This window comes from Labilibaculum euxinicum, assembly GCF_009795715.1.
Classification (GTDB): domain Bacteria; phylum Bacteroidota; class Bacteroidia; order Bacteroidales; family Marinifilaceae; genus Labilibaculum; species Labilibaculum euxinus.
In genome coordinates this window covers 354,014-375,631 of the sequence record NZ_WTCR01000002.1, presented here as the reverse complement: position 1 = coordinate 375,631, position 21,618 = coordinate 354,014, and the positions used below count along the sequence as shown (strand labels likewise).

Sequence of the window (21,618 nt, the reverse complement as noted above, 5' to 3'; positions counted from 1 at the left end):
TGATGAAAAAAGTACTTCTATTCAAAATAGCCCTGTTCTGTCTCTGCTTTTTTTGCATTACATCCCCTTCAATGGCTCAAAACAGCGAGCAATTTCAAGTTGATTCCTTACAGAAGCAGAACCGAATTGAAGCAAATCAAGAACAGCTTGTAGATAATTACAACCAAATAGCCTATTTATTTGGAGATATAAGTATTGACAGCTCTCTGCATTACAGCCAAAAAGGAATGCTGCTGGCTCAGGAAATTAATTACGATCATGGTTTGGCTGTATCCCATTTATACACTGCCCGCGCATTAATTCAAGACGGAAAATTAAAGCCGGCAATGGAAAATTTCAATAAGGCTCTCAGTCAATTTATTCAGGAAAGAGATTCTGTCAACCTATTGGATTGTTACAGTGGCATGAGTTATTTGGCTTCCTATGAGTCAAATCAATTAAAAAGTCTTAACTACAATTTAAAAGCACTTAAAATTGCAGAAAAATTAAAGGATACAACCAGTTTGTCCATTCGCTGCAACAACATTGGTGCAATTTACAAACGACTCGATAATTACGAATTGGCTTTGAATTATTTTCAAAAATCCATTGCTTTGGAACAAAATTCCGCTAACGCAGGAAATTTAGCCATTTCCTATGCCAATGTTGGGGTTTTAAAAGTCAAACATCATAAGTTTAGTGAAGCCGAATCTGATTATCAAAAAATAATGAGCCTATTGCCTGCAATTGACAGCCATTACGTTCGAGCCTATTTGTACCTGTCCTTATCGGGATACTATAATGGCATCAACAATTTTGATTCAACAAAATACTATATTGATAAAGCCAGCGAAATTTGTATCAAAAATAATTATCGGCACATCTTGGCGCGTGTATACCGCAAACAAGGAGAAATGCTTTTCAAACAAAAAAGGTACTCCGAAAGCATTCACTTTCTCGATAAATGCTTAAAATTATCTGATTCTATTGGTGTACAGGAAGAATATCCTGAGATTTATAAGATGAGTGCCAAAGCCTATTCACAAATTGGAAATCATAAACAAGCCTACAAATCACTGCAAAAGGCAAATAATGCCATCGATTCTTTAAAAAGTGAGAAAGTAGCTGAATATTTGGTTGAATTTGAAGAACAAAAGGCTAAGAATGAAATAGAGAAGCAACAGCTTGAATTGGCACTTAAAAATCAGCAGGCAGAAAATGCTGCTATTATCATGAAAAACAAGTACACACTGGCTTTGCTTGCTATTGTTCTACTCATTCTCTCGATTTCAATTGTGGCATTTTACTTTTTAAGATCCAAAAAGAACAATATCATTTTAAAATCACAGCATAAACTTATTAATGAACAAAAATTACTTCTGGAGGACAATATCAAAAAATTAGAAGTAAGTGAAAAAAACCTTCAAAAGCTAAATGCGACTAAAGACAAGTTTTTCTCCATTATTGCTCATGATTTAAAAAGTCCTTTTGCTGCAATTCTGGGTTTTAATAATGAATTAACCAATCATTATAATGAGTACAGCGATGATGAGCGTTTGGAAATGATCAATCACGTTGGAGATGCCTCAAAATCGACCTATTCCCTGCTTGAAAATTTATTAACATGGTCCAGATCACAAAGTGGGTTTATTCAATTGAATAAAGAGGTACATCTGATAAAGAATCTGGCAGAAGAAGGCATCTTACCAAACATGGCTGCTGCTGAAATTAAAAAAATTAATGTCCTAAATAATATTGATGATGCACAAATAGTTTGGGCCGACAAGGAAACCATAAAAATAGTCGTTTCCAATTTATTTAATAACGCCATTAAATTCTGTAATGCAGGAGGTGTAATTAAGCTCACCGGAAAATTGAATCATGACGTGTTTGAAATTTGTGTACGCGACACCGGTATTGGCATGAGTGAACAAATAATGAATAATCTTTTTATGATTGAAAAGAACGCTCAACGCGTAGGAACCAACGAAGAAAAAGGGACCGGATTGGGTTTGATTCTTTGTCAGGAATTTGTTCATAAAAACGATGGACAAATATGGGTAAAAAGCAAGGTTGGCGTGGGCACAGAAATGTATTTTTCTTTGCCTGTTATCAAAAATAAATAAATTCAGCAATACTATCCCGAAGCTATTAATTTACTATTTCACGCAGGTTATTAAAGCTTAACGCTGCAGTGTATACCATTCCCCTTAATCAACAAACGGAACAACTTGACAACATAAAAAAATTCTCTGATCAACATCAACAGACTTGGCAAACTTGACATATATCAAAAACAATATCTTTTAGTACGTTTGCATGTCTTAATTTTTTTAAACTAAATCACATGAAAAAAATTGTACTACTATTTGCCATTATTGCAATTGGCACATCTTCATTTGCTCAGGATGTAAAATACGGAATAAAAGGAGGATTAAATCTTGCAAACTTTAGTGGCGATGATATGAGAGGCGATTCAAAAGCTGACATTTACTTTGGCGGTTTTATGAGAATGACTCTTACTGAATGGTTAGACTTTCAGCCAGAACTGGTTTATTCCCGTCAAGGATCATCTAATGATAGTGAAGGAATTGATGCAAAATTTAAAACAAACTTCTTAAACATTCCACTTTTAATGCGTGCAAAGATGATTGGTTCAGACAAGTTATATGCAATTGCAGGACCTCAGATAGGCATTCATTTAAGTTCTGAATATGAGGAAGACGGAGACACTGCTGATTTAGATAAAGCAATGAGCGTTTTGGATTTCTCAGTCGCTCTTGGACTTCAATATGACCTCAATAAACAATTTAGCATCGAAGCCCGCTACAATTTTGGATTAACAAAAATATTCGATAATGACTATTATGAAATAGATGCTAAAAATTCAGTTTTTCAAATTGGAATAGCTGCATCGTTCTAATTCATCCTGATTTTCTAAAATGCAAAACAAAATCCGATCCAAATTGATCGGATTTTTTAGTGTTTATAACATTCTAATTCAGGCTGGTTATTCAACCAACCGAACATTATTTTCTACTTGCCATAAACAAAAAACTTAGTTAAATTAGCAACTTCTGTTTAACCAATCTAAGTACAAATGAATACCCCTGCAATTAAAAACCGCCTGCACGTTGTAGATGCTTTAAGAGGTTTTGCCCTTGTCTCTATTATGCTCCTTCACAATATTGAGCATTTCGATGTTTATTTTTCGCCGGCAAACCTTCCTGCATGGATGGTTTCTTTAGATAAAATAATCTGGGATTCATTGTTTTTCCTTTTCGGAGGTAAATCCTACGCGATATTCGCCTTACTATTTGGCTTAACATTTTTTATTCAGACTAATAATCAAAACAAACGAGGCAATGATTTTAGAGCACGCTTTGCCTGGCGTTTGCTGCTTCTTTTCATTTTTGGGATTATAAACTCAGCATTTTACCAAGGTGATATACTTACTCTTTATGCTTTTGTAGGTTTGTTTTTGATCCCCTTGGTGAAACTAAACAACAAATGGATATTGGCTATAGCCTTACTCCTGTTTATTCAGCCTTACGAATTATTTAGCCTTTTTAAAGCCATACAAAATCCGGATATTAAAATAGCCAATCCAATATCATGGACCTATTTCGGCAAAATGGATGAATACGTAAAAGCAGATTCATTTTTAGGTACTGTATACGGTAATTTAACAAATGGGAAAAGAGCCGTTATTGCCTGGAGCTGGGAGAATGGTCGTTTTTTTCATATTCTTTCAACTTTTCTATTCGGGATGCTGGCCGGTCGTATGAATCTTTTTTCTAAATCAGATAAAAACACCAAATTTTGGACAAAGACTTTTATCATTTCAATCATTGCGTTTGTTCCCCTGTTTATACTTCAAAAAAACCTTAGCGGATTAATTGGCAGTGAAGCCATTCGCCGCTCAGTGCAAACCATCGAAACCTCATGGACTAACCTTTCATTCATGGTATTTTTGGTATCAGGATTTGTTTTACTCTTCAACACCAATGCATTTCGAAATGTTCTGACACCATTTTCAGCAATAGGTAAAATGAGTCTTTCCAACTATGTATTTCAATCCATGTTAGGTGCCGGCATCTATTACGGATTTGGTTTGGGAATGTATCGATACACAGGTGCGACTTACAGCTTGTTAATCGGTATCGGCCTTGCTCTAATTCTAGGTCTGTTTTGCACCTGGTGGGATAAGAAACATTCTCACGGCCCATTGGAGGCTATCTGGCACAAAGCTACCTGGTTGGGAGCAAAATAGGCTTTACTCTTTGCAAGATCAATTCCCCGGTAATTTCCAACATAATTTACTGGGCATGTGTACAATCATACATTTTTGTAGATTTTAAATATGAATCCCTACAAAAATGAAATTTTTCATGTCCTTACAATTCCTTAATCCTCTGAAATTGAACACCTATCTGTTTTAGGTACTTATTTTGATTGTTAGCTAGTATCTTTTTTAGAACGACTAACAAACAAATGGATTATGAAAGTATTGATACCAGTGGTTGATCATGAAAATGAAAAAAATAAGATTACTAAAGAATTTGATGATGCTGCCTCTTACTGCATATATGATAGCTTGAGTAAAACTTATGAATGGCTTCCTACGAATGCATTAACAAGCAAAATTGGCAACATCAGCTTTGCATTAAAACGTAAGGGTATCCTTTCGGTGATCATAAGAGAAATGCCAGTTATGGCCATTCATTTATTTACCGAAATGGGAATTGCCTTGTATCCCGCTCAGGGAAATAATTTAGAAGAAAACATTAAACTGTTCGACAAAGAAGAATTGCATCCTCTCACAATCGTAAATGGCAATGTGACACATGTAAGCGTTTCAAATTGCAGTACATCTTGTGGTTCATGCAATTCCGGATGCTAGTTATATTAGTTTCTATCACTAATCGTTACACGTAAATAACCTGATATGACAACAAGAAAATTAAACTGGAACCGATGGATGCAGGATGGAGATCAATTTCTAAAAGGAGCAACTCCAAAAGGTAAAAAAAGCATCTTGGGAAATACCGTTCGATACAATATGTTATCGATGTCTTTAGAAGGATACATCATGGCGATACTGGATTATCATCAAAATATGCCTCAAAATCACACTTACAGTGATCTTATTTATGGTCTGGAAGAGGTGATGCCAATTGATGCAACGCTTAAAAAGCGCATCTTAAAATACGAAAACATCCAATCTATTTGTTCTTTGGAAAAGTATCATCGGTCGGAACCTACCGACGAAGATTTAGTTGACTTATTTGGAGCAATTCAGGAAATAAGCAAAATTGCACATGAAACATGCATAGAAAGCGTATAATCACTTTACTATGTGCATTAAAACAGTTATACAATCTCTTCAATTGCATAGTCTTGATTATTGAACTGAACGGTATCTCCTTTTTGTTTGCCAATAAATTGTTTTGCAAGCGGAGATGTAAGAGAAACCAAATAGTATTCCTTTTTGTCTAATTCAACTTTTCCCAAAGCAACAGACACAAAAAATCGAAGTTTATCAGTAATTACAAGAGATCCAAGAGAAATAGAAGAATTTAAAATTTCAGGATCAATTTTAGCCAGTACGCTTTGCATGTTTTGATTGCCTGCAAATTGCTGAGCCATTTTCTCCTGTTCCAAATGAACCATTGCCCGTCCGGTTTCATGCTTATCACCCGCACTGCTTTTGGTTTCGCTTCCAGCTGATTCCTTTAATTCCTGCAAAGCCAGCTTATTATGCTGCAACTTCTCTTCTATTGTCTGATATACATACAGATACAACTCTTTTTTTATTTCTAAGTATTTGCTCATAGAATAAACATCTGATTACGACATATTCTTTAAACAACACTGTTTGTATTTCTTCCCTGAACCACATGGACATGGATCGTTTCTATTGATTTTTGTGCCTTGCTCAACCGGCGATTCCGAAGAAGCAAAAATATGCTCCATCTGCTGATAATGGTTCTTCCATTCCGCATCGCGCATTTCGCAAAAAGCTGTTCCTTTCTGAAAATCCGAAACTTTACCTTCCATCACATCAATATAATATTGTAACTCAATCGCAGTGTGCTTACCTTCGAATTTTGGTAGAATCTCTTTGAATTTTTGAAGAGTATCATTGCGCTGTAAATCACCCAATACACGAATGTAATGATCTACCCAATGAAAGTTATCTCTGTCCAATATGGAATGAATTCGGTCAAACTGTTCATCTGTTGCGTAATACAATGCCTCAAAACAATAGAGATAAGGTTTTTTATTATCTGATTTAATATTTTCTTCAATAAAATCGAGCACTTTCCCTACGAATTGTTCCGGATATTTTCTGGCAAGCAGTCCTGCCAAATATACAGCCTGTTCGTTCATTAAATCCCAATCTTCCTCAACAGTAAACAGTTCCAATAATGGCTCAAACAATTCCTCCGACAAATGTTTCTCTGCAACAATACAATACCATAATGGTGCCGGCAGCATCACTCTGTACTCGTCAGAATAGTATGCTTCACCATTGTAGGCATTTGTAAAGGCGAAAACCAATTTCTTTCTTAACTCTTCGCTATCTTCCTGATTTCTCAAGAAATCAATTGCTTCGTATGGAATTCCCTTAAGCTGGGTATCGATTATTTCGAATGCGTGTTCAGTAGATCGTATCATAATTCTGTATTATCCGGCAAAGATATAGAATATTAAGGCTTTTCTGGAATTTAGATTATTCTTTACAGCAGAATTCAAAAAAAAATAAAGCCCTGAATTTACATTCAGAGCTTTATACCCAAACTAGAATTAAAATGAATTAATTATCCATTTTAAAAACTTTCTTTAAAATATCATCCATCAGGCACCATTTGGTGATTGATGATTGCAACAGATTTAAACCAACAAAAGCAGTCAGCAGCAACCAGTTCATATTTACGTAAAATGCCAATAAAATGCTTACCAAAACTAATGTTCCTGCAATGCCTCTAATAATTCTCTCTCTCATCTTATTTTATACTAATCATTTAAATAAACTTTTCAACATCCAGCATATAAGCATGCATTGGATTGCAACAATCTATATCATTGTTGAACAGAGTAATTTGATTCAGTAATTCAGAACCTTTTTCGTCAGTTAAAAAGGAAAAAGAAGCGATAGAATCATAATAGTCCTTATTAGAGGCAAACCAGTTTGGTACCTGACCATCTTTAATATGTTTTTGAGTATACCCTTTTACATCAAACTCACTATAAGCCCCAACACCCGCAGTTCGATAGATTTTCTTCAAATCATCATAAAAGGAACTCACACAAAATATGATTACAACTTTCATAAGTTTTAAATTAGTTTAAGATTTATTCCTCGTCCTTAATCTCACTCGATTTAGGGTCAATTACAGGATATTTTTTCTTTTCAGTCATATAATAGATAAGTGGTACAATTACCAAAGTCAGAAATGTTGAAGCAATAGAACCTCCCATCAGTGATATGGCTAAACCTTGAAAAATGGGATCGAACAGGATTACAACAGCTCCAATTACCACAGTTCCTGCAGTAAGTAGAATTGGTGTTGTACGCACGGCTCCAGCTTCAATAACAGCCTCCTTTAACGGAATACCATCCTCCAAACGAAGATTAATAAAGTCAATCAATAAAATGGCATTCCTCACCATGATCCCCGCAAGGGCAATCAATCCAATCATAGATGTAGCGGTAAAGAAAGCGCCCATCAACCAGTGTCCAACCAAAATTCCAACAAGAGATAATGGAATTGAAATCATCATCACAAAAGGAACTTTAAAATTCTGAAACCATCCAATAATCAACAAATAGATAACCAGCAACACCACAGCAAAGGCAGTTCCTAAATCGCGGAATACTTCATATGTAATTTGCCATTCCCCATCCCACTTCAAACTGTAATTATCTTCTAAAAACGGTTGTTGAGTATATTCCTCTTTTAAATCATAACCTTCAGGTAGCTTAATATCACTTAGGTTTTTAGCTATGTTCATGATTCCGTAAACCGGACTTTCCAATTTTCCGGCTACATCCGCAGTAACGTAAACCACCCGTTTCTGATTTTTACGGTAGATACTTTTCTCCTTAATTCTCTCATGAACATCAACAATATCGCCCAAAGAAACTAACTGCCCCGATTGTGACAGAATATTGATTCTCTTCAGATCGGCAACACTACTTCTATCTTTCTCCTGCAACCGCAAATCAATCCCAACCTGATTGTGTTCAGACTCTTGGTACAATTGGGAAACTTCCTGTCCCTGCAATGCCATATTTAAAGTATGAACCACTTGCTGAGTCGAAACTCCGGCCAACATTGCCTTTTCTTTGTTCACATTAAACTGAAATTCGGTTTGATCATCTTCAACCAACCAGTCAACATCAACAACATCATCCGTTTTTTCAAAAAGAGTTTTTACCTGAGCTGCAATATTTCGTTGTTCCTCCAAATTAGGACCATAAATTTCTGCCACCAAAGTCGACATTACCGGTGGTCCCGGTGGAACTTCAACAACCTTTACATTGGCATTAAATTTCTTTCCAATCTCCTGCAACGCAGGTCTCATTAACTTAGCAATATCGTGACTTTGCTCGTCACGCTCATCTTTATGAGTTAAATTCACCTGAATATCGGCAACATTCGAACCACGACGCAAATCGTAATGACGAACCAAACCATTAAAATTCATTGGTGCGGCTGTCCCCACATAAGTCTGATAGTCAACTACATTTTCTTGCTGAGAAATGTAAGCCGCCAATTCTTTAGCAACCACAGCGGTACGCTCAAGGGTTGTTCCTTCCGGCATATCAATAACTACCTGAAATTCGTTCTTATTATCGAAGGGAAGCATTTTAACAGCAACCTGTTTAAAATAAACCAATGTAGTTGAAGCCAGTAAAAGAACAACCACTGTACCAATAAAACTCCACCTCTTCCATTTTGATTCCAGCATGGGCGAAATCGTAGCTGAATAAAGTTTGTACACCATCGAGTCTTCCAGCTTAAAAGCCTTCTCATCAGCATCATCTTTTTCTTTAAATCGTAACAAACGATAAGCCAGATAAGGAGTGATGGTAAGAGCTACCAGTAAGGAGAAAATCATTGCAATGGATGCTCCAATCGGCATCGGACTCATATAAGGTCCCATTAAACCAGACACAAATACCATTGGCAAAACTGCTGCAATTACAGTGAAAGTTGCCAAAATTGTTGGATTCCCCACTTCATCAATTGAACGCAAGGCCGCCTGCATAAACGGCAGCTGTTTCATTTTAAAATGCCTGTGCATATTCTCCGCAATAATAATGGAGTCGTCAACCACAATTCCGGTAACAAAGACCAAAGCAAACAAGGTAATCCGGTTCAATGTATAATCCAGAAAATAGTAACTAAACATGGTTAAGGCAAAGGTGATTGGTACTGATAAAAACACAACCAATCCACCACGCCATCCCATGGCCAGCATCACAACAAATGTAACAGCAATAATTGCTCCTAAAAGGTGCATCAACAGCTCGGAGACTTTGTCTGAAGCAGTTTCACCATAGTTCCTGCTAACCTCAACATGAACATCGGCAGGAATTAATTCCTGTTCCAAAACGGCTGTTTTTGTTAAAATTTGTTCCGCAACTTTCATTGCATCAGCACCCCGTCGTTTGGCCACAGAAATGGTAACAGCAGGGTAATTTCCTTTTACAAGTTCCTTAGCCTCATTTATTTTTCCATAACCAAAACTCACATATTGTGAAGGCACTTCCGGACCATCAACAACCTCTGCAACTTGTTTCAAATAAATTGGACTGCCATTGTATACACCTACAACCAGGTTTGCAACATCTTCTGAATTTTCAAGAAACCGACCTGTTTCAACTAAATATTCTGTGTCATGATTATTAAATGCTCCTGATCCTATTTGTTGATTAGATATTTCAATTTGCCGGGCAATACTCAAAGCATCAATATTATAGCCAGCCATTTGTGCCCGATTCAGAATAACTCTTACTTGACGGGAACGTCCGCCAATTATTTTGGTTTCCGAAACATCATTAACTTTTTCTATTTCGTTGTTTACTTCCTGTGCTATTCTCTTTAACTGAAAATCATCATAGTTCTCACTCCAAAATGTTAATCCCAATACCGGAACATCATCAATTGCACGTGTTTTAATTAGAGGCATGGAAGTGCCTTTTGGCATTTCATCCATGTGTTTCATGATCTCATTGTACATCTTAACCAAAGATCTTTCAATGTCTTCACCTACATAAAACTGAACAATTAGCATCGCCTGTCCCGGCATTGATGTAGAATAAACATATTCAACACCAGGAATATTTGCCACTACTTTTTCAAGTGGCTGCATAACTCTCGACTCAATTTCAGCCGGACTTGCACCCGGATATCTTAAAAAAATATCAGCAATGGGTACATCAATTTGTGGTTCTTCTTCTCTTGGCGTTAAATAAGCACTGTACACGCCAATCACCATGAAGGCAACCATCAAGAGCGGAGTTAATTTAGAATTTATGAATAGTTTGGCCATTTGGCCTGCAAATCCTGTTTTCATATGATTGTATTTTGATTGTAACTACCAGCTGTAATTATTGAATAGTAAGTTTTGCTCCATCCCAAATTTTTCCTTTAAAGGAGACGATGTATTTCTCACCATCGTTTAAGCCCGATAGAATTTCAACCTGATCACCAATAGTTTTTCCCAGTCTTAGCCATCGCAATATTGCTGTTCCACCCTGACTAACAGTATATATACCTGTTAATTGTCCTTTGTGAATCAAAACACTTGCAGGAATCATTATAGATGGCATGCCCCCTTTTTCAATCAAAACATTTGCATACATACCACTGTACAAATTATTTTTTTGTTCGTTGGCAGGCTTCAAAACTATTTTTGCTTCAAACTGATTTCCTGTATACTGAGAAGATGGATTAACTTCCGAAACAAAACCAGGTATTTTAACATCCCCCAATGCACTAATTTGAACCAATACAGGATCATTTTGTTTGATTTTTGAAATTTCAGATTCAGGAATTCGGGCCATCACCATAAATTCACCCTGTTTTTCAATCGCAACCAATGGCATTCCCGGAGATGCCAAATCACCTTCGTTCATATATTTTCTGGTAATTACACCATTGTAAGGAGCTTTAATCGTGGTATACCTAAGCATTTCCTCTACCTCAACACCCATTTCGTTAACAGCTTCCAATCTGGCTTTTGCCATATTGTATTGTGTTGTTACATCATCCAACTCTTTCTGCGAAGCACTCTTTTGCTCAAACAACACAGTAAAACGATCGTAATCTTTCTTTGCATTTGCAAAAGCAGCTTTTGCTTCCAGTTCATTAGCTTTCACCTGAGCTTTTTTCGCTTGAATATCTTTTGCATGAATTTCAACCAAAACCTGACCTTTATTTACTTTTTGACCTGTTTCTACATTAATCTTAGCAATTTGACCCATAATTCGTGTACTAAGATTCGAATGTGTTTCAGCTTCCAGTTTACCCGAAAAACTCATTGTTTCAGCTTGATTTGTTAATTTAGCTGTTCCTACCGTCACGCTAACATCAGCTTTCTCTGTCTCCTTTACCTTGCTTTCACTTCCACAGGATTGTAATGATAATCCACCTAAAGTGATCAGTGCTATAATTAAAAAATTCCTTGAGTTCATATCTGTAGATTCTTTAGTATGATTGTTTATTGTAATTCTTTTTCCAGTAATAATTCCAATTGGAAAACTGCAACATGATAGTTGTATAAACTGTTTATATAATCAAGATTCCGTGCCATCGAAACCGTTTCAGAATATAAGATATCAGTAGTTTTTTCCAATCCTTGCTTGTATCTGTTAGTACGTATTCGAAGTGCTTCTTCTGCCTGCTCTTTGGCTAATTTGCTCAATTCAATTTTATCATATGCCACTTTCAGATTTCTTTTGGCAGATTGAATTTCCATACTGTTTTTGGATAGGTATTCAGCGAAGTTCAACTCCGATATTTTTAACTCGGCCTTCGCCTTCTGAACCTTCCCAATATTTTTATAACCGCTGAATAAATTCCATGATAAACTTGCGCCAATCATGTAATTATTTGCTGATGTTCCAAAAAGTTTATCGTCATTCCATTCGTATGCACCAAATGCATTTAATCGGGGAAGGAACTGCATTCTTTCTGATTTCAGCATACTTTCTCTTGCTTCAACGCTCTTTCTATAGGCATTCAAATCCGAACGATTTTCAATTTGAAAATCTTGCTCCAAGCCATTTAACAAGGAAGGCTTTTTCTCCAAATAATCTGTAGTAACAATCACCACATTAATATCCAAACCCAAAAGGTAGGCCAAAAACTCTCCTGCACTCTTCTGATTATTACTTGCATCTGCTAACTGATTATTCAATTCCAAAACCCGCACCTTTGCAGATAACAGATCTGCTTCCTGCACAAAGCCTTGCGCCAAATTATTTTCAGTAACTTGTAGTGCTTCAGCAGCAGCCTTTTTTGATAATTGAAGAACTGAAACTGCCTCTTGAGCCAATTCGAGCTGATAATAGGCTTTCTTCACCTCAAACTTTGTAAAATTGATTGTTCTCTCTGTTTTGTAATCAACAGCCTGCATTTTTGCATTCGCGGCTCTTCTGCCATAAATTCCATCAATATTAATTAATGGCTGCTGAACCTCAATTTTAGTATTGAAATTTTTAGTCTGACCAGGATCATTTAGTAAGAGTGGATTAAAGTCAGCCTGTGTAGCTATCTCCTGCTTTAATTTGAATCCAAAACTGCTCAACGGATCGTTTGTTACAACTCCCGAATGTGAAAGATTCACTATCGGTAAAAAAACAGAATTTGTTTGACGGAATTCGGCTTTGGCAACTCTTCCCTCAGCCTTCGCCCTATTAATTTCCCAATTGTTTTCAGAAGCTTTTACTAAAGCTTCTTTCAAACTTAACTTCATTTCTACAGCTTGTGATTTCCCTTTTATTGAAAAGCCTGCAATTAAGAGTAAAATGAAATAAATTTTAAGGTTTCGCATATTTATTTGTTCTTTTAATTTCGGTTCAAATCTAAACAACAATATCCATATATCCAAATATCTACATGTTTGTAGCTTTAATATATTTCTATCTTAACTTTGATTTTATTTATAGTAACTGAAATTTAGATATTTAGGATGCCAATTGCAATATTAAACTTGGTAAAAGTGAAATTTATCACATTCAAAATTGATAAAAAAATAAGGCTCTCCACTAAACGGAAAGCCTCTCAATATAAAAACAATATTATCCTTTACTTTTGAAGTAAATTCCGCAGCATATTTAGTGCATTTAAAGATGCCACCTGAATATTTCGTTCTCTATTTTTATACAAATCAAATCGATGAGAAATAAGGTCATTGGATCCCGCAACAGCAATCCAAACAGTTCCAACGGGTTTTTCCTCCGTTCCACCATCGGGTCCGGCAACTCCTGATGTTGCAATTGCATAATCGGTATTCAGCACTTTTCTGGCACCAATAGCCATTTGTTCCACTACCTGCTGACTTACCGCACCATATTTCTCCAAATCCTCACCATTCACACACAAGATATTTTCCTTCACTTCATTTGAGTAGGCTACCACACCACCTTTAAAATAAGAAGAACTACCCGCATGAGATGTTATTAGGTGAGCAATTTTCCCTCCGGTACAGCTCTCTGCTGTGCCCAAAGTCTTTCCCTTATCGGATAAAAGTTTAGCTACGGTCAATTCCATGGGTTCATCATCATAGCCAAATATATTTGCGGAAATTATTTTTTTCAACGCAGACAACTGCTCCTCTATAATTTTCTCTAATTCTGCCAAATTATCTCCCAAAAGACTCATTCGTAATCGCAAAACTCCAGGAGAAGGCAAATATGCCAATTTTACGCAAGCTGGTAAATTCCCTTCCCAATCTTCAAGCATTTCCGCCATCACAGATTCTCCAATACCTTGAGTCATTACTGTCTTGTGCAAAATAACCGGTGTAGAAAAATGTTGTTTTAATGATTGTAAAATTTCGTCCTGCATAATTCCCTTCATTTCAAAAGGAACTCCAGGCATCGAGATAACTACCTTACCATCTTTCTCAAACCACATGCAAGGAGCTGTACCATGGTTATTGGTTATTATTCTTGCGCCATCGGGAACCAAAGCCTGTTCCCGATTGAAACGATTCATAGGAATCCCTCTCTGCCAGAGTCTTTGTTCAACTTTAGCAAATAAAAAATCATCCTGCACCAGATTCATTTCAAAAAGATCGCTCAATGTCTTTTTAGTAATATCATCATTCGTGGGTCCTAAACCTCCCGTAATTAAAACAAGGGAAACTCTTTCCATTGCCTGTTTCAGGGAACTTACTATATCAGCTTCCTGATCGGATATACTGGTTATTTTCCCAACATTAATACCTATTCCATTTAATTCTTTGGCCATCCATGCTGAATTGGTATCCACTATTTGACCAATCAGAATTTCGTCACCAATTGTAATTATTTCTGCTTGCATTTGCTTATTTTATTAACTGTAATGCTTTTAATCGTTGTAAAAGACTTGGATGTGAATAGTAAAAAAACACATAAACCGGATGTGGCGTTAAATTGCTAAGAGAACTAACAGATAGTTTCTTTAAAGCATCTCCTAAAGCTTTCCCATCATAATTTTTTAAGGCATAATCATCAGCCTCATATTCATTCTTTCGTGATAAAATATTCATTCCCAAACCTAAAAAGGTTGATATCGGAGAATACAAAATTCCAAAGGCAATCAATCCCAAATGAAATCCTTGCTGCTTCGCTCCCAATGCTTCCGAAAGTAAGGGATTGGAAATAATCAACGAAAAAATGTAAAACATCAGTCCGGTTTGCAGTAAGGATAAAAATATGCCGCTAAGTGTATGTTTCTTTTTATAGTGTCCAATTTCATGCGCCAAAACCGCAACAATCTCTTCCTTTGTCAGATCATTAATTAATGTGTCAAACAGGACAATTCTCTTTTTTGATCCAAGTCCGCTAAAATATGCGTTTCCTTTCGATGACCGTTTAGAACCGTCCATTACATAGACATTATCCAATTTGAAATCTACTTTACCTGCAAACCTGCTAATCTCATCTTTTAATTCTCCATCTTCCAGAGGTGTTTGCTTATTAAATAAAGGCACCAACAAGGAAGAATAAAACATGGCCATAAAAATCATGAAAAATGCAATTACCAACCACGCCATCCACCAGAAGTTTGTTGTGGTCTGCAAATAAATCCATATTAATAAAGCCAATATGCCACCACCAATTACAATACTAAGCAATCCACCTTTTAATTTATCCAATACAAAGGTTTTTAAGCTTGTTCTGTTAAAACCATACTTCTCCTCAATTACAAATGTTGAATAGTAAGAAAAAGGCAATCCCAGCAAACTGGAAAAAAACAAAATCACACCAAAAAAGGCTAAGGCAATTGTTATTGGATGTTCAAAATAACTCCTGACGAACTCATCAACCCATGCAAAACCACCAAGACTAATCATTAGTACCGTAGCAATGAAACCTATTCCCGATGAAATTAACGAAGGCATCAATTTGTCCTTCTGATAATTTTGTGACTGACTATATTTTTCCTGATCGTAAATCCCTTCTAATGCTTTAGGAAGAATGGGCGACCATTTCTTATGATTCAGAAATTCAAGAAATCGTTCTAAAATAAAATCTGCAGTTAAAATTCCCAGTATGATATAAAGCAGCATCGTTGATGTCATGTAGTTTTGTATTAAAATTTAAGCTCTCAAAATTAAACAAGCCTGATAGAATAATACTCATCAGGCTTGTATATTTTTTAAAATAAAATTACTCTCCAAAAAAAAGATCCAATTTCTCTTTGTTTTTGGTTCTCTCCAGAAGTTCTAATGTGTATGCCTTAACTAATTTAAATTCGGATGGCAAAGATTTCAATGTTTTATAATGAAAAATTGATTTCCGGATCCACCGATTTGCCTGCACATAATCTTCTTTAATTTCATACGCCACAGCTAAATTATAAGAAGCTCTTCCTGCAAGTTTATCATCTTTCTCATTTGAAATCTCAGTCCATAAGGAAATTGGAGTCTCCCAATCCCCTTGATCAATATAATATTTTGAAATGGCTAAACGATCATCTCCGGAGGCAAAATACTTTCTAGTTATATCAATCCATTTAGGTGCAAGCATATCTGCATATTGATTTCCAATTTCATAAGAAACATCCTTAAAAAGATCTTTTCTTTTAGGCAGTTTTTCTTCTATTAACCGATTGTATGAAGATGATGTAACTTCCGAAAACAAACTGTCAATTACGATTTGTTCATCCAGATATGTCTGATTTAAGGGATCATATATCCTCCACACAGCAAAATAATTCGCATCAGTAATCCCATAATTCAGTACATCTTCAAATACTGTGTATTTATTATATAACTGTACATCCTCCAAACAAATTAAAATATCAGATCCATTACTCTCGCAGATACTGTCAACAAGTTCCCATTTCATTGGTGTATAATCTCTGTCACCTGATATTTCCTTTTTATCCAACTGAATAAATGGAATAGAATCCATAGCTAAATACTCCGATAAGTTCTCAGTAAAACCCAAATAGCAATTCGTTGAAATATCTGCACTATAATCAGTTGTATCGGTAAGAAGATTACTATTAATAAGATAATACTGACTTACGGTATCAATCTTAAAACAGGTATTTCTATCAACAAAACCTATTGTTTTCACATCAGCAGGAATTAAAATTTTTGGTGCATTAAGTCCTTGAAAACTGTACAAAGAAAGAGTTTGACAAGATGATAATAAAAATAATGAGGTGACAATTAAAAATATCCTTTTCATGTGTCTAAATTTGTTTTTCATTGCCACATGGAACTCGCCAACTTAGTTATCCTCGTGTGTGAGAAAAGTCTTCTCATGGCTCGTTTCATATGATTATATTTACTGCTGATTACGATTAATTCGTTTGATTTTTTTTCAAATTTAAATCCCTAACCAATACTTCCTCAAAAACCATTCCAATATCATTAATATGATAATTATAATCAATACAAATAGCATCTCAGCTAAATTACCATACTTCGTTTCCTCTGATAAAATAGATTTCGCATGCTCATTTTCTCTAATGTTGGTCCGCATCTCTGATTGTTCGTCAAGTTTAAAAACCGTACCTCCTGTTAAACTTGAAATTTGCGAAAGTATTTTACCATCGGCCTGTAAATTTTTAGCTTCATTACTATTTAAGCTAACAATAAACTGTCCCTTTTGCTCCAAAACATTTTCACTATCCTGGGTTTTAACAACAAATGAATAATTGCCTTTTGGCAAAGAGCCTATTCTTAATTGGTATTTCTCTGAGCGTTTTTCAAAATTATAGTTGAAAGATTTACCTGCTTGATTTATCAAGGTAAAATCCAAATTCGCCTGATTAACCAGCTCATAACTTCTATTGTATATCTCAGTATCAAACACAATTTCATCCCCTTCGGAGATGTTTTTTGGGTAGTTAACCACCAGTTGGTTACGATTAATCTTCAAAGATAAATACTGCACCATTTTATTGATTAAATCAAAAAACACTTCAGGAGAATCATTCATTCGGGACAAGTGCAATTTCCATCGCCAGATTCCCTCACCAAAAATCCACGCAATTTTCTGATTATCAGCATATGAAAAAGCAATTTGAGGCTCTTCCGTTTGTACTGATTTAATACTCTGATATCCAACAATATGATGTTCCGAATTAAATTCACAACGCACTAAAGGAGATAACAAGGGCGGCATTTTCTCTAAAGTTTCCAACTTCGATTTCTTTAAATCAAACAAGTTAAAAGTTTCATCTCCTACAAAGGATGATTCAGTGTATAGACCTTCATTTCTTAACAAATTAACACCAAAATTCAACTTATTTAAAGCTTCAATATCCGAATTCCCTCCAACAACCATTAGAGCGGGAATTTCCTTTTGTTGAATTTGCTGTAAAAAACCTGAATATGAATTGAGATGAGATGGAATTTGATACAGAACTACCAGATTGTATTTCTCAAGATCAGCTTGTTTCTGTACAAGATTAATTAACTCAACAGTAAAATTTAAATTTTCATTAATCGCCGATTGAATAGCTGCTATGTCAGGATGATATTTATCAAAACAAATTGCTATTTTCCTCTGATTATCCAATACATCAACCACAAACTCGTAGTGGTTATTACTTTTGGAACTTTCCTTTTCTGTTGCAATTACTTCTACTCTAAACTTCTGTAAACCTGCTTTTTCCGGAGTAATAAAAAAATCTTTTTCGATAAAGAATGCATTGTTATTAATCTGAAATTCATCCTCAATCAATTTCGCCGAACCATTGTAAATTTTCAATCGTACTGATTCCGAATCTAAATTAGTTGCTTTAACGCCAATTCTAACGGGTAATTTACTTTTTATAAAACCTAATTTATTTGTTTTAACTGATATAACTGAAACATCCTCGATGCGCGCCGTGTCCCCTAATAGTAACGTATGAATGGGAAAATTCAAATCTTGTACATCATATCTGGGATTACCGCCTTTATTGTAAAGACCATCACTGGCAAGAAGAACCTGCACATTATTTAAATTTCCATAATTGTTTTTCAAAAATTCAAACAAATCTGAAAAATTTGTATTCGTCTCAGAATAATTATAATTAGATAGTTCCTCTACTTTATTTCCAAAACTAATTTTCTTAATCTCAAATTCAGAATTCAAAGTCTCAAGAAATTTTTCTATTTCAGAAGGGTATTCATTCAAATAAAATAAAGAATTATTATTTAATTTAAGAGACTTTGAATTGTCCTGGGCAAAAACTAATAATGGTTTTTCAATTTTTTCTGAAGCGTATTTAATTTTTGGCTCCAACAGTAGTATCAGAAGTAATAAAATGGAAAGACCCCGCAAAAAAGCTAAAATGTAGATTTTGGGCAGGGAAAGATCCTTATGGTATGGTTTTCTGAAAAAATAAACCAAAACAATAAGTAATAAAGAAACTAAAGTAAAGGGCAATACCCACCATAATGAGTATTCGGTAACTATGGTGATATTCAATTTTAGTAATTTTAGAATTTCAACAAATTTAACAAACAAACTTTAAATGCTGGTTTAAAATCCAACAATCTCTGCTAATAATCCAATGGTTTTTAATCTTAAAATAAGGTTAAATTAAAGATTTAATCTTCTTTAACACTTGTTTAGACCAATTAACTTGATTCATGCATACATTTGTAATGTACAAAAGAACAAAAAGTAGTTTTTTCATATAGTAGATTAAGGTTTAAAGTGAGTAGAAAAAAAGTCGGCTGGTTACCGACTTTTTTTGCGTTATACACTCTCTTATTTGGAGTAAAAACTATCTTCTAAATTCATTTGAATATGATGCAACGCTTTAAACGTCCGATACTATCAATTGCGGATTAATTAGATATCGAAACCAGGTCTTATAAAATCTCTTGATTCGGGGAATACTTTCTCGACTATAGTTCGTAAACCTGAAAGTATCAGTAACAATGGCAGCATTCGATCCTCTGTTTCAGGAAATTTCTGCATAAAACAAGTCCAGGCCTTAATCGATTCATCAATGGACAGCAATGCTACTTTTCCAGATGCGATACTGTCATGTTTATAAAATTCATTCCCTGTTTCTTCTGTATTTGTCTTACTTCTAAGTGAGCGAAAGAGCTTGCTCGGAATAATAAACTGATACCAGCGAATTATCTCATAAGAATTAAAGACTGTTTTTTCAATTTCACTCATCTCCTCCTCATCCTTATAGTCCAGCAATTCTTTTAAGCTAATACTTCCTATAAAAAGAAGTGCCTCAAATTCGGCAAACCATTGGTCTACTAATTCAGAATATTTATCGGCCTGTTTCATTATTTGGCCTTTAAATATCAAATCATCTTTTTTTTCTTCTTCTTCAACATCAAAGTCTTCATCCTGTTCAGGCATTTCCATTCCTAAATCCTTTGCGGCTTGTTTCAGCAACTCCATACTTAACTGAAACATCTCATCCAGATTATCCATTGCAGAAGAAGCATCGGTATTAGAAACATCTAAATCAGGCACACCCTCTTCCATCATTTTATAATTAAGACAATTACCAGTAAAACTGCATCTTTCACACCAACCATCACAATAATTATAAATACCGGGAATTAAGTAGGGATTTTGAATTAAGGCAAAGAGTAAATCTTTATTCATATTTGGAAAACTTCCTTTAAATCAATTTATAACATCTAAATTTATAATCACTTTCATTAAGCATTCCAGCCAAATGAATTCAAGTTTAAGCAATCATCACTGTATTGAAAAACACTGTGATTCTAAGCACTTGTACTTATTATCATCTGATTGGTTTCAATTTATCATTGTGATTTTTAAAAACAAAGCTGTTTTTCCTTATTAAATGAAAGGCGAAGCTCAATTCCAGATAAGCTTATCCCACTACATCACAGTAAAATACAGCGCCAAAAAAAATGATAATTTCCCAAAACAAAAGAGCCACTTAAAAAGCGGCTCTATATTCAATTAATAGCTTTAAATATTTAAATCATTTTCAATTTGGTTATTTCATTTACCAATAAAATTCTATTTTCGTCCACCATAACAGACATAGGAGATCTAAACTCTTCGCTTAACTTATTCATTATTGCCAAACCTGTTTTCACAGGTATTGGGTTCGACTCGATAAAACACAATTGAATTAATCTCAGATATTTAAAATAAATTTCTTTTGATTTAGCCAGATCACCTTTAGAGGCAGCCAACATTAAATTATGAAATTCCTTAGGTATTAAATTGGCAACAACAGAAATAACTCCGTCTGCTCCCATACAAACAGCTTGAAAAGCCAAAGCATCATCGCCCGAAAAAACCATAAAATCAGATGGTTTATCTCTCAAAATACAAGCCATTTGCTCTAAGTTCCCGGATGCCTCTTTGATGCCCACTACATTTTCAAATTCCGTTGCTAATTCCACAACCAAATCAGCAGGAATGTTGCCGCCGGTTCTTCCAGGTACATTATAAAGAATAATTGGAACAGTAACCGCTTTAGAAATTTGAGAGAAATAATCTTTCAAACCCTTTCTTGTTGGTTTGTTGTAATAAGGCGACACGACCAAAATTGCATCAACACCCAGAGATTCAGCCAGGCAGGAATTTTCAATTGCTTCAGATGTTGAATTTGTTCCGGAACCCGCTATTACCGGAATTCGTTTATTCACCTTTTCAACTGTATGTTTAATTAGTTCCGCATACTCCTTTTTAGTAAGAGTGGCAGCTTCCCCAGTGGTTCCGCAAACTACAATTCCGTCAGTTTCATTTTTCAAATGAAAATCAATCAAATTATCAAAAGCAGTATAATCAATACTACCATCAATATTAAAAGGTGTTACAATAGCAACAATAGATCCTTGCCAAGCTTTTCTCATTTATATATACTCCTTGATTATTACTTGCAGACATCCGCAAGATTTTGTTAACGGCTGCAAATATAGATTCTACAATAAAATGAACGAAATTTTTAG

Annotated in this window: 18 protein-coding genes; 5 read left to right on the top strand and 13 right to left on the bottom strand. The window is 35.1% G+C overall.

The genetic code is table 11. From position 1 onward, the window contains the following. The first annotated feature begins 71 nt into the window (after positions 1-71). From GQR60_RS03505 to GQR60_RS03485, 5 genes are all read left to right on the top strand, one after another. Positions 72-2,105: a tetratricopeptide repeat-containing sensor histidine kinase gene (locus GQR60_RS03505; protein ID WP_160463402.1), complete on the top strand. Its 2,034-nt coding sequence runs from the start codon at positions 72-74 to the stop codon at positions 2,103-2,105. 221 nt (positions 2,106-2,326) lie between these two features. After that, on the top strand, positions 2,327-2,902 hold the full coding sequence (locus GQR60_RS03500; RefSeq protein ID WP_124991599.1) for a porin family protein: 576 nt from the start codon (positions 2,327-2,329) through the stop codon (positions 2,900-2,902). 177 nt (positions 2,903-3,079) lie between these two features. Beyond that, positions 3,080-4,252 (top strand): DUF418 domain-containing protein, encoded by a 1,173-nt coding sequence (locus GQR60_RS03495; RefSeq protein WP_124991598.1) that lies wholly within the window; start codon positions 3,080-3,082, stop codon positions 4,250-4,252. Between the two features lie 228 nt (positions 4,253-4,480). Next, a complete protein-coding gene (locus tag GQR60_RS03490; RefSeq protein ID WP_124991597.1) occupies positions 4,481-4,882 on the top strand; it encodes a NifB/NifX family molybdenum-iron cluster-binding protein in 402 nt (133 codons plus the stop codon). 45 nt (positions 4,883-4,927) lie between these two features. Then, positions 4,928-5,326 carry a hypothetical protein gene (locus tag GQR60_RS03485; protein ID WP_124991596.1) on the top strand — a complete coding sequence of 133 codons (399 nt, stop codon included), beginning with the start codon at positions 4,928-4,930 and terminating at the stop codon, positions 5,324-5,326. Positions 5,327-5,352: 26 nt separating this feature from the next. On the opposite strand, the gene GQR60_RS03480 is transcribed toward GQR60_RS03485, so the two are convergent. The 13 genes from GQR60_RS03480 to dapA all read right to left on the bottom strand — a co-directional run bounded on the left by GQR60_RS03480 (position 5,353) and on the right by dapA (position 21,522). Beyond that, positions 5,353-5,814 (bottom strand): GreA/GreB family elongation factor, encoded by a 462-nt coding sequence (locus GQR60_RS03480; RefSeq protein ID WP_124991595.1) that lies wholly within the window; start codon positions 5,812-5,814, stop codon positions 5,353-5,355. Between the two features lie 15 nt (positions 5,815-5,829). Then, positions 5,830-6,660, bottom strand: coding sequence for a YecA family protein (locus GQR60_RS03475; RefSeq protein WP_124991594.1), 831 nt, complete (start codon positions 6,658-6,660; stop codon positions 5,830-5,832). Between the two features lie 139 nt (positions 6,661-6,799). Next, positions 6,800-6,988, bottom strand: a complete 189-nt coding sequence (locus GQR60_RS03470; RefSeq protein WP_124991593.1) for a YgaP family membrane protein — start codon at positions 6,986-6,988, stop codon at positions 6,800-6,802. Between the two features lie 19 nt (positions 6,989-7,007). Further along, positions 7,008-7,316 (bottom strand): hypothetical protein, encoded by a 309-nt coding sequence (locus GQR60_RS03465; protein WP_101309494.1) that lies wholly within the window; start codon positions 7,314-7,316, stop codon positions 7,008-7,010. 22 nt (positions 7,317-7,338) lie between these two features. Then, positions 7,339-10,569, bottom strand: coding sequence for an efflux RND transporter permease subunit (locus GQR60_RS03460; protein WP_124991592.1), 3,231 nt, complete (start codon positions 10,567-10,569; stop codon positions 7,339-7,341). Between the two features lie 34 nt (positions 10,570-10,603). Further along, the gene (locus GQR60_RS03455; RefSeq protein ID WP_124991591.1) at positions 10,604-11,689 is read right to left on the bottom strand and encodes an efflux RND transporter periplasmic adaptor subunit; all 1,086 of its coding nucleotides are present in this window, start codon (positions 11,687-11,689) and stop codon (positions 10,604-10,606) included. Between the two features lie 26 nt (positions 11,690-11,715). After that, on the bottom strand, positions 11,716-13,050 hold the full coding sequence (locus tag GQR60_RS03450; protein ID WP_124991590.1) for a TolC family protein: 1,335 nt from the start codon (positions 13,048-13,050) through the stop codon (positions 11,716-11,718). Positions 13,051-13,304: 254 nt separating this feature from the next. Further along, positions 13,305-14,543 (bottom strand): competence/damage-inducible protein A, encoded by a 1,239-nt coding sequence (locus GQR60_RS03445; RefSeq protein WP_124991589.1) that lies wholly within the window; start codon positions 14,541-14,543, stop codon positions 13,305-13,307. A 4-nt stretch (positions 14,544-14,547) separates the two neighbouring features. Beyond that, complete coding sequence (locus GQR60_RS03440) at positions 14,548-15,786, bottom strand: M48 family metallopeptidase (protein ID WP_124991588.1); 1,239 nt, start codon at positions 15,784-15,786, stop codon at positions 14,548-14,550. Between the two features lie 88 nt (positions 15,787-15,874). Continuing rightward, positions 15,875-16,903 (bottom strand): DUF6340 family protein, encoded by a 1,029-nt coding sequence (locus GQR60_RS03435; protein ID WP_124991587.1) that lies wholly within the window; start codon positions 16,901-16,903, stop codon positions 15,875-15,877. A 141-nt stretch (positions 16,904-17,044) separates the two neighbouring features. Beyond that, on the bottom strand, positions 17,045-19,138 hold the full coding sequence (locus GQR60_RS03430; RefSeq protein WP_124991586.1) for a hypothetical protein: 2,094 nt from the start codon (positions 19,136-19,138) through the stop codon (positions 17,045-17,047). A 369-nt stretch (positions 19,139-19,507) separates the two neighbouring features. Beyond that, on the bottom strand, positions 19,508-20,290 hold the full coding sequence (locus GQR60_RS03425; RefSeq protein ID WP_124991585.1) for a hypothetical protein: 783 nt from the start codon (positions 20,288-20,290) through the stop codon (positions 19,508-19,510). A 344-nt stretch (positions 20,291-20,634) separates the two neighbouring features. Continuing rightward, positions 20,635-21,522 (bottom strand): 4-hydroxy-tetrahydrodipicolinate synthase, encoded by an 888-nt coding sequence (gene dapA, locus GQR60_RS03420; protein WP_124991584.1) that lies wholly within the window; start codon positions 21,520-21,522, stop codon positions 20,635-20,637. Positions 21,523-21,618 lie beyond the last annotated feature (96 nt).

Excerpts from the sequence above, each read along its gene's own strand:
- GQR60_RS03480 (WP_124991595.1), bottom strand. The coding sequence starts at position 5,814 with ATGAGCAAATACTTAGAAATAAAAAAAGAGTTGTATCTGTATGTATAT.
- dapA (WP_124991584.1), bottom strand. The coding sequence starts at position 21,522 with ATGAGAAAAGCTTGGCAAGGATCTATTGTTGCTATTGTAACACCTTTT.
- GQR60_RS03450 (WP_124991590.1), bottom strand. The coding sequence starts at position 13,050 with ATGCGAAACCTTAAAATTTATTTCATTTTACTCTTAATTGCAGGCTTT.
- GQR60_RS03465 (WP_101309494.1), bottom strand. The coding sequence starts at position 7,316 with ATGAAAGTTGTAATCATATTTTGTGTGAGTTCCTTTTATGATGATTTG.
- GQR60_RS03455 (WP_124991591.1), bottom strand. The coding sequence starts at position 11,689 with ATGAACTCAAGGAATTTTTTAATTATAGCACTGATCACTTTAGGTGGA.
- GQR60_RS03475 (WP_124991594.1), bottom strand. The coding sequence starts at position 6,660 with ATGATACGATCTACTGAACACGCATTCGAAATAATCGATACCCAGCTT.
- GQR60_RS03435 (WP_124991587.1), bottom strand. The coding sequence starts at position 16,903 with ATGAAAAGGATATTTTTAATTGTCACCTCATTATTTTTATTATCATCT.
- GQR60_RS03445 (WP_124991589.1), bottom strand. The coding sequence starts at position 14,543 with ATGCAAGCAGAAATAATTACAATTGGTGACGAAATTCTGATTGGTCAA.
- GQR60_RS03470 (WP_124991593.1), bottom strand. The coding sequence starts at position 6,988 with ATGAGAGAGAGAATTATTAGAGGCATTGCAGGAACATTAGTTTTGGTA.
- GQR60_RS03485 (WP_124991596.1), top strand. The coding sequence starts at position 4,928 with ATGACAACAAGAAAATTAAACTGGAACCGATGGATGCAGGATGGAGAT.
- GQR60_RS03495 (WP_124991598.1), top strand. The coding sequence starts at position 3,080 with ATGAATACCCCTGCAATTAAAAACCGCCTGCACGTTGTAGATGCTTTA.
- GQR60_RS03490 (WP_124991597.1), top strand. The coding sequence starts at position 4,481 with ATGAAAGTATTGATACCAGTGGTTGATCATGAAAATGAAAAAAATAAG.
- GQR60_RS03440 (WP_124991588.1), bottom strand. The coding sequence starts at position 15,786 with ATGACATCAACGATGCTGCTTTATATCATACTGGGAATTTTAACTGCA.
- GQR60_RS03500 (WP_124991599.1), top strand. The coding sequence starts at position 2,327 with ATGAAAAAAATTGTACTACTATTTGCCATTATTGCAATTGGCACATCT.
- GQR60_RS03505 (WP_160463402.1), top strand. The coding sequence starts at position 72 with ATGGCTCAAAACAGCGAGCAATTTCAAGTTGATTCCTTACAGAAGCAG.
- GQR60_RS03460 (WP_124991592.1), bottom strand. The coding sequence starts at position 10,569 with ATGAAAACAGGATTTGCAGGCCAAATGGCCAAACTATTCATAAATTCT.
- GQR60_RS03425 (WP_124991585.1), bottom strand. The coding sequence starts at position 20,290 with ATGAATAAAGATTTACTCTTTGCCTTAATTCAAAATCCCTACTTAATT.